6 protein-coding genes, 1 tRNA gene and 1 pseudogene are annotated in these 8,543 nt (G+C 62.1%); 4 read left to right on the forward strand and 4 right to left on the reverse strand.

All coding sequences use genetic code 11. The features are described from left to right. From ENZ75_RS12515 to ENZ75_RS12530, 4 genes and pseudogenes are all read right to left on the reverse strand, one after another. Positions 1–1,519: pseudogene (locus ENZ75_RS12515) on the reverse strand (autotransporter outer membrane beta-barrel domain-containing protein); the annotation flags it as partial. Between the two features lie 227 nt (positions 1,520–1,746). After that, complete coding sequence (locus ENZ75_RS12520) at positions 1,747–2,871, reverse strand: helix-turn-helix transcriptional regulator (protein ID WP_063168011.1); 1,125 nt, start codon at positions 2,869–2,871, stop codon at positions 1,747–1,749. Positions 2,872–3,088: 217 nt separating this feature from the next. Beyond that, a tRNA-Ser gene (locus ENZ75_RS12525) sits at positions 3,089–3,178 on the reverse strand. Between the two features lie 362 nt (positions 3,179–3,540). Continuing rightward, complete coding sequence (locus ENZ75_RS12530) at positions 3,541–3,876, reverse strand: hypothetical protein (RefSeq protein ID WP_013531580.1); 336 nt, start codon at positions 3,874–3,876, stop codon at positions 3,541–3,543. A 377-nt stretch (positions 3,877–4,253) separates the two neighbouring features. Here ENZ75_RS12530 and ENZ75_RS12535 point away from each other — a divergent pair, with 377 nt between their 5' ends. The 4 genes from ENZ75_RS12535 to ENZ75_RS12550 all read left to right on the forward strand — a co-directional run. Then, complete coding sequence (locus tag ENZ75_RS12535) at positions 4,254–5,486, forward strand: septal ring lytic transglycosylase RlpA family protein (protein WP_063168012.1); 1,233 nt, start codon at positions 4,254–4,256, stop codon at positions 5,484–5,486. Positions 5,487–5,589: 103 nt separating this feature from the next. Beyond that, the gene (locus ENZ75_RS12540; protein WP_063170240.1) at positions 5,590–6,756 is read left to right on the forward strand and encodes a D-alanyl-D-alanine carboxypeptidase family protein; all 1,167 of its coding nucleotides are present in this window, start codon (positions 5,590–5,592) and stop codon (positions 6,754–6,756) included. 140 nt (positions 6,757–6,896) lie between these two features. Beyond that, on the forward strand, positions 6,897–7,571 hold the full coding sequence (tmk, locus tag ENZ75_RS12545; RefSeq protein WP_063170241.1) for a dTMP kinase: 675 nt from the start codon (positions 6,897–6,899) through the stop codon (positions 7,569–7,571). Further along, positions 7,568–8,543 (forward strand): DNA polymerase III subunit delta' (locus ENZ75_RS12550; RefSeq protein ID WP_128278123.1); only part of this gene is annotated, 976 nt, incomplete at its 3' end. The genes tmk and ENZ75_RS12550, both read left to right, overlap by 4 nt.

The raw sequence follows: 8,543 nt of genomic DNA on the forward strand, positions 1-8,543 counted from the left end.
TACCGGGGCCGCCCGCCTTCACATCGCCGTTCGCCACGATCGTCACATTGGCCGTCGCCGACAGCGTCTCAACGTCGATGCCGATCCTGCCGGCAGCCAGCGCCGTCACCGCGCCCGTCGTGACGCCGATGTTGCCGCCCGTCGCCGTGTCGCGCACCACGATGCCGCCGCCACTCGTCGAGCTGCTGGCGCCGGATATATCGACCGTGACCGTGCCCGGGCCATAGTTCTGAATATTCACCGCATCGTCGCTGCCGCCGACGAAGCCGCCCGCGCCCGTCACCGAGAGATTACCCGTGCCGCCGCCGCCACCAATCAAGGTCAGGCCGGAACGCGCGCCCATCACCGTGCCGGCGACCTGCACGTCCACCGCGCCACCACCGTTCGCGACGATGCCGTCAAAGGATGTGCCGGTCACCGCACCATTGGCGATCACGCTGATCATGCCCGTGCCGGAGTTACCTGCGAGGATGCCTGCAGTGCCCGAGACGTTGCCGTTGGTCGTCACATCGATTGTGCCTGTGCCTGTGCCGGTCCCTATTGCATAGACCGCCTGACCGCCCGTCGAGGTCACCGCACCCGTTGTTATCGAGACATCGCCCCGGCCCTGAGCGAAGACGCCAAGGCCCGACGCCATTGTCGCGGTGACCGGTCCCATCGCCTTCACCGTCGTCGAGCCGTTGCCCAAGTTCTGCGCGATAATGCCGTTGCCTGCGTCGATGGCGCCGTTCGCCGTGATATCGATGTTGCCAGTTCCTGTGGAGGAAACTCGACCCAAGATACCGGTATTGCCCGCCGTCACATCGCCGTTCGCCACGGTCGTGAGATTGCCTGCCGTCGAAGACGACTGGACGTCGATACCGAACATGCCAGCAGCCAGCGCCGTCACCGCGCCCGTGGTGACATCGATGGAGCCACTCGCCGCCGTGTTACGCACCACAATGCCTGAGCCGGCAGCCGCCGTGATATCGCCGGTGGCATCGACATCGATCGAGCCCAGGCCATTCTGCTTTATTGCGAAGGCATCGCCACTGCCGTTATTGGTGATCGCGCCGCTGCCTGTGTACGTGATCAGGTTGGAGGCGGCATCGATATTGAGTGCCGCGGTCCCGCCGGCTGTTGGCGTGTTGCCCGCATCGACACTGATCGTGCCGTTGTTGACGACCATGACGGCGCCATTGCCGGTATTCTCGATCGCGAGGCCAAATCCGCTGACCGTCGCCCCGGCATCGATCGCGAGGTGGGCCGTAAACGGTGAAGAAAATGAATAGCCCCGGTCGTTGGGAGGAGCAGCCGGATTGACGGCATTGACCGTGGAGGTGGTGCCGCACTGCACATCAGTTCCCAGAGTGACCGTACATGCCGCCTGCGCCTGCGGGGAAAAGAAAACAGCCGAGCCGGCGAAACCGGCCATGCCGATTGCGAAACGCAGTGCCGAGCGACTGGCCTGCGAGAGGAGTTGCGCGCGCAAGGAAACGAGTGGGTAGGCTTTGTCTGCCGAAAAACCGTAGAGTCTCATGATAGGCCCGCCCCATCGTCCAATAAATGCAATCTGCCGTCATCAGAACAGCCCAAGCAAAGCAATGCTTCGAGCAAATCAGTGCTTCAGATTCGCAATAACGGATGATGGGTGGGCGATATATATATCAAATGCCATAGACCGGCCAAAGAGTGGCGCACTGTCGCTGGCTCGCCACAGTCGCAACGCCCTGCACTCGAAGAACCTTAATGTGCTATTGCAGCTTGTTAGGGCAGAAGACGAAATGCATTCAGCAGCGCAATGAGCTGACTCTGCCTCTGCGTATCTGTCTTGCGAAAAATCTTGTCCAGATGAACGCGTGCGGTGCCGTAGGCCATGTTTTCCCTGATCGCTATTTCCTTCAAGGACAATCCGCTTGCGAGCGCGAGCGCGACGGAAGCTTCTTTCCCTGTCAGCCCAAAGGTTTTTCGCAGTTGATCGGCTAAGCTCGTCGACAGGGCCAAACGTGATTCGCGCGCCAGCACCACCGCGCAAGGTCCAGCCGACAGGCCGAACATCTCGCCGTCGGGCAACAATCCAATCGACAATACCAGTTGGTCGCCGCGCTCCGACCGCAAGATCAAATCGGCAGCCGAAATGGGAAACTCGCTCTCGTCCACCCGGCAGACTCGTGCGACCGCACGTTGCAGCATTTGGGTTTGCGTGGAATCGGAGGTGGCCAGATGGCCACCGTTCGCCGTCAGCAGAGTGATCGGCTGTACCAAAAGTCTTTGCGCGGCGTCATTCATGTCAAGGATGCGCAGGCGCGGATCGACGATAAAGCCGGCGAAGGGCAGGTGGCCGAGCAGCGATCGGAGCACAGGTCGCGCCTCGAAATGTCGGCCCAAACCCGCAGCGCGCTGCAGATGAGGCGTGATCAGGGCGAGCATCGCACGATCATCGGCGTCGAACGCCGGCTGCCCTCGGCCTCGCTGCACGTCGAAAAACCAGTAGTTCTTTTCCGACGCGCGCAGATTGCAGAACATGCCGTCATACATGTCCTGCGGCATCATCCATTCGTTCCAGACGGAGGTGCGTTCAATACGGTGCCGCCCAATCAACTGGGTGTCGCTAAAAACCCGGCCAAGCGGCGCGGCCACACGCGGCGCAAAGAGTTCGTTGGTCGCGAAATGGTCAAGGAAAATCCTGTCCCAATAGGGGTCGCGGCTCGGTGAGACGCAAAAGCTATCCTCGACATTGGCCCAGTCGATGCCCGAGAAACAGGCTCTGGAGCCATGAAACATGGCTTGCAACTGAAGGACCACGTCAAGCCAAATCGATTGATCGTAGGCGGCCTCATATATGCGACCGATCACTACCGACAGGCGCTCGTGAGAGATCGAATATCCCATAAGCCTTGCGAAATATACAACCAGAATGAAGTGTTAGCATACCTCTGATTGCGGTCGATGCAAGGGATAGAACGTCGAATGAGCAGGGGGGTTACCAGTGCTGACGCCCAAGGTCAGGAGAAAGCAGACATGATGTTTGACGCTTCACCCTTACGTCCACGGAGGCGGAAATCGGCGTACTCAGTTCTGTATGCTCTGTATGCCCTTCTCGATCGAATGGCGGAGGAAGTGGGATTCGAACCCACGGTGAGCTTGCACCCACGCCGGTTTTCAAGACCGGTGCCTTAAACCGCTCGGCCATTCCTCCATCGTGGTTTTTCAACCATTTGGGCAGCGCGGGGCCAACTCGTTTGGCCTGTGGCACCGGATTGGCACCGAAGGCGCTCCCGGCTGGTTCACGCCTCATTCCTGTAAAGCGGCATTGAGGGCTGCGTCAACCACCACTGTGTCGGTTCCTGCCGTCCTGGCAGGCTCTGAGTTTGTCGGAATCGAGCACCGGAACTCGCTATCCCATTGGTGCATGATGAAGAAGGAGCCCGCCGACTGGCGAATCCCTACGGGTCAGCCTCTTGGGACAGCTGCGGTATCCCGCAGATTTAACTTTCGCCAAGGGAACAGCTACTGGTGAGGAAGGCCGAAGCTGCAAATCGGCTCCGGCCTGTACGGTCCTCAGTCTTTGCAATTTTCGTCCGCCTTTGCCGCCGCGGCCTTATCACCGTGCTGCTGCGCCTCGATATCCTGCTGCGAGGTTGCAAGGTTTTTGTCGCCCCCGCCTTCAGCGCCCGCCAATGGCATCGTGGTGCCATCCTTGGCGGCTGGCTTGTTCGCGTTGCCCATGGCCTTCGGAGTCTCTAAAGGCGCGTGGGTTCCATCTTTCGAAATACCGGCGGTCTGTCCGGCATCGGTCCCGGTGTTCGAAGCTGACTTGTCCGGACATGCGGCGATCGCAGACCCGGCAGAAAGCGACATCGCGATCGCGACCATCAATGAAGTCATTTTCATCATGCTCGTCCTTCTGTTCGAGTGCCCTGCGGATGAAACTAGCGGCGCATTTCTTTGTTCCGGCGGTCGGTCCGCTGCCCGACAAAGCCCGGTCAACCGGCAGACACGGCGGGCAGGAGCGAAGCCAGGCTTTCTGTGGCAGAGGGCATCACATCTCTCGCGTGGAAGCACGAAAACCGTTACTTTTCAGAGAGCTCTTACGGTGGAGACGCCACAATCTTGCCCGGTTGCGGCCACAATCGGTTAATACCGTGATAAGCAATTCCTGCGCACAAAGGATCGGGGTTTTAAGCGTCGTTGGTATTGTCGGGTGAGTGTTTTGGCTCCTCTGGTGGTTGAACGCGACGCCTTGAGTTGAGACTGAAGGGGACATCAGGAAAATGCAGGCTGTGACGCCACCGCGTCTTCGTCGCGCTGCTACCGTCGCGTTGTTCGCCATGTCGGCTGCCTTGCTGGCCGCCTGCGCGTCGCAGCCTGAGCCGAAAGCGATGGTCAACAAGAAGACCCGCTCCAAGGAGTATTTCGCCGAATCCGAATATGGCGTGAAGGCAAGCCCGCGTGTGATCTCCCGGAACGGGCGCATCCAACGTGGCGGCGGCAGGGATCAGCTTGGCAAACCCTATCAGGTCCGTGGCAAGTGGTATTACCCGAAGGAAGACAAGCGCTACGCCAAGGTCGGCCTCGCCTCCTGGTATGGCGACGCCTTCCATGGCCGGCTTACCGCCAATGGCGAAGTCTACGACATGACCCATCTGACGGCGGCGCACCCGACCATGCCGCTGCCAAGCTATGCCCGCGTCACCAATCTCAAGACCGGCAGTTCGGTCATCGTTCGCGTCAACGATCGCGGCCCATATCACGAAGGCCGCATCATCGACGTATCGGAGCGCGCTGCCCAGATGCTTGACTATGCCAACACCGGCACCGCTCAGGTGAAGGTCGAATATGTCGGCCGCGCGCCGCTCGACGGCGATGACGACCAGTATCTGATGGCCTCCTATCATCCCGGCAACAGGGCGCCAGACCCGTCGGATGGACTGCCGACCGGCGTCATGGTCGCCATGAACGGGCCGTCGCCAAGCCTGCCTGCCGGCACTGCTGCCGTGCCGTTTCCGGGCCAGTTGACAGATACCGGTTCTGTCCAGCCGATCATGTCGACGCAGTCGTCGGCCTATGGCGATCTGGCGCTTCCGGATTTCGGCCCGATCGTGCCGGAGCGTCCGCAGATCAATCTGCCGCCGCAATCGCCGTTTGCCGTGGCCTCGCTGTCCTATGCCGACGAGCGGGTCGAACGCGCCTCAAATGCCTTCGCCGCGATGGGTGGCGACGGCATGTCGCCGGCCGATGTGCTCCAATCATGGAAGCGGCAGCCGCCAGCGGCCGGTCCGTCCACTGACTACGTCGCGGCTGGTTCGTTCGAGGATGCAGCGGAGGCCAAGCGTGTTGCCGCTGAGCTTGCCGCATACGGCAAGATCGAGATCCAGCGTTCGGAACTCGATGGCGAGGATTGGTATTCGGTCAATCTCTATCCCGATGGCCACCGCAATCTCGATGATTTGCTGCAGGCTGCCTGGTCGCATGGCGCGCCCGATGCGCTGGCTGTGCGCAACTGAGCGCAAGCCTGATGGGATTTCCGCTGCGCGGTTGATCCGCCGCGCAAAAAGCCTGATACTTTTCGCGGGCTTGCCGGCGGTGCCGGCCAACGGGTCGAACATCATGCAATTTCGCTTGCTCCCGCCTCTCGCCGGGCTTCTGGTTTTTGGCTTGCTGCTGTTTTTCCAGGCTCCGGCCGGTGCACAGCTGTTCGAGACCAAGGCCGCGCAGGCCTTCATGATCGATGCCGAGACCGGGACGGTGCTGTTTTCCAAGGAGGCCGACAAGCCGATACCGCCGGCCTCGATGGCCAAGCTGATGACCATGGAAGTGGTTTTCAATGCCATCAAATCCGGCCGCCTGAAGCTCGACGATACGTTCGTGGTCAGCGAGAACGCCTGGCGCAAGGGTGGCGCGCCTTCGGGAACATCGACGATGTTCGCCAAGCTCAAGTCGTCGATCCGGCTCGAAGACCTGATTCAGGGCGTGACCGTGCAGGCGGCCAATGACGGCTGCATCGTCATCGCCGAAGGCATGTCGGGATCCGAAGACAATTTTGCCGTGCAGATGACCGAACGCGCCCGCCAGATCGGCCTCAAGACGTCGACTTTCGTCAATTCGACCGGCCTGCCGGCGGATGGCCAGCAGACGACCGTGCGCGAGCTGGCGCAGCTCGCCCTGCACCTGTGGCGCGATTATCCGGATTTCTATCGCTATTATGCCCAAAAGGATTTCACCTGGAACAAGATCTCACAGAGGAACCGCAATCCGCTGCTGGCGATGGACATCGGCGCCGACGGCCTGGCGGTCGGGGCGAGCGAGGCAGCCGGCTTCGGCATCGTCGGTTCGCTCAGCCACAATGGTACCCGCGTGATCGCGGCGATGAGCGGGCTGGCCTCGGACAAGGAGCGCGCCGAGGAAGCGCGAAAGCTGCTCGACTGGGGTGTCCGCTCCTTCGAGAAGACCGAAATTTTCGCCAGGGACGAGGTGGTTGGAGAAGCCCAGGTTTTCGGCGGCGCCAAATCCGGGGTGACGCTGAAGGCAAAGGGACCGATCGACATCTTCCTGCCGATCACCAACCGCGACAAGCTGACGGCCAGGATCGTCTATGACGGCCCGGTTGCAGCACCGGTGGAGGAGGGGCAGCCGGTGGGTGCGCTGCGCGTCTGGATCGGCGATACGCTGAGCCAGGAGACGCCGCTTTTCGCTGCCGAATCGATCGGCGTCGGCACGCTGCCGCAGCGCGCGCTCGATGCCGTCAAGGAACTGGTGATCGGCTGGCTGCGCTAACGCATGTCGCTCAAAACCAGCCATGGTTTTGGGGAACGGCATGCATAAGGGCAAAAAATCGACGGCATGGACGTTTGGCCCAACGCGGACTATCTAGAGCGCTACAATCCCATTCAGCCATGGACAAGAAGGCCTCTCGGTTGGCACGCGGTTTTTTCATCACCTTCGAAGGCGGCGAGGGGGCAGGCAAGTCGACGCAGATCGAGCGGCTGGCCAGGAAGATGCGCGCCAAGAAATACGACGTGCTGCTTACCCGCGAACCCGGCGGCTCGCCGGGCGCCGAAGCGGTCAGGCATGTGCTGCTGTCGGGCGCAGCCGAACCGTTCGGGCCGAAGATGGAAGCGCTGCTGTTCGCCGCCGCGCGGTCCGATCATGTCGAGCAGGTGATCCGGCCGGCGGTCGAGCGTGGCTCCATCGTGCTTTGCGACCGCTTCCTCGATTCCTCACGCGTCTATCAGGGCGTCACCGGCGGCATCGATCCGGCGTTCATGGATGCGCTGGAACAGGTCGCCATCAACGGCATGATGCCGGACATGACGCTGATCTTCGACATCGACCCAGCGGAAGGCCTGAGGCGCGCAACGCTGCGGCGCGGCGCCGAGGCAGTCGCCGACCGTTTCGAAAAGGAGACGCTGGCGATCCACCAGGCCCGCCGCGAGGCGTTTCTGGCGATCGCCAAGGCCGAGCCGGAGCGCTGCATCGTCGTCGACGCAGCCGCCGAGCCCGACGCGGTTGAGAACGTCGTCACCGCGGCAGTGTTCGCGGCGCTGGCGGCGAGAGCGCCGGCACGCGACAGGCAGGCGACGCCGGCATGATCTTCGAGCGCATCGCACCCGAGCAGCACGACACGCTCGACGGCGTGCCGGAGCCCTCCGAAACGCCCCTTCTGGTCGGGCACGGCCAGGCTGCAGGCGTGCTCACCGCCGCCTATCGCGCCGGCAAGCTGCCGCATGCGCTGATCTTTTCCGGGCCAGTCGGCATCGGCAAGGCGACGCTCGCCTTCCACCTTGCGCATCATCTGCTGAAGCACCCGGATTTCGCGCAGGCGCCGGAAAGCCTTGCCGCTCCCGATCCGGCGTCGTCGCTGTTTCGCCAGATCGCCACCGGGGCGCATCCTTCCGTGCTGCATCTGACCCGGCCGCTGAACGACAAGACCAAGAGTTTCAAGACGGTCGTCACCGTCGATGAGATCCGCAAGGTCAGCCGCTTCCTGTCGCTGACCTCGCATGACGGCAGCTACCGGGTCGTCATCGTCGACCCCGCCGACGACATGAACACCAATGCCGCCAATGCCTTGCTGAAAAATCTTGAAGAGCCGCCGGCACGGACTCTGTTCATCCTGATTGTCCACGCGCCGGGCAGCCTGCTGCCGACGATCCGGTCGCGCTGTCAGGTGGTGAGATTGAACCCGCTCGACGCCGACGACCTGATGACGGTGCTGGAAACGACCGAGCCGGCGCCGCCTGAGGATCCGGCGGCGCGCGCGGCACTGGCCGAGCGGGCAGGGGGCAGCGCCCGCACCGCGATCCTCTTGACGCAGTATGGCGGGTTGGAGATCGCTTCGACGCTCGACGCTCTGGTCACCGGGAAAAAGAGCGATGTCGGCGGCGCGTTCCGCCTCGCCGAAGCCGTGGCCGGCCGCGATCAGGCGATCCAGTTCGATATCTTCAACCGCCGGGTGCTAGACCTGTTGTCGGACGCGGCAAGCCAGGCAGCACTGGCTGGCGATCTCGCACGAGCCAAAACGCTGTCGGACACTTGGCATGAGGCGCTGGACGCTATATCTG

Origin of the sequence: Mesorhizobium sp. M7A.F.Ca.CA.002.04.1.1, assembly GCF_004022805.1 — a bacterium.
Taxonomy (GTDB): domain Bacteria; phylum Pseudomonadota; class Alphaproteobacteria; order Rhizobiales; family Rhizobiaceae; genus Mesorhizobium; species Mesorhizobium ciceri.

Coding starts and splice junctions, on each gene's coding strand:
- ENZ75_RS12520 (WP_063168011.1), bottom strand. CDS start 2,871: ATGGGATATTCGATCTCTCACGAGCGCCTGTCGGTAGTGATCGGTCGC.
- ENZ75_RS12530 (WP_013531580.1), bottom strand. CDS start 3,876: ATGATGAAAATGACTTCATTGATGGTCGCGATCGCGATGTCGCTTTCT.
- ENZ75_RS12535 (WP_063168012.1), top strand. CDS start 4,254: ATGCAGGCTGTGACGCCACCGCGTCTTCGTCGCGCTGCTACCGTCGCG.
- ENZ75_RS12540 (WP_063170240.1), top strand. CDS start 5,590: ATGCAATTTCGCTTGCTCCCGCCTCTCGCCGGGCTTCTGGTTTTTGGC.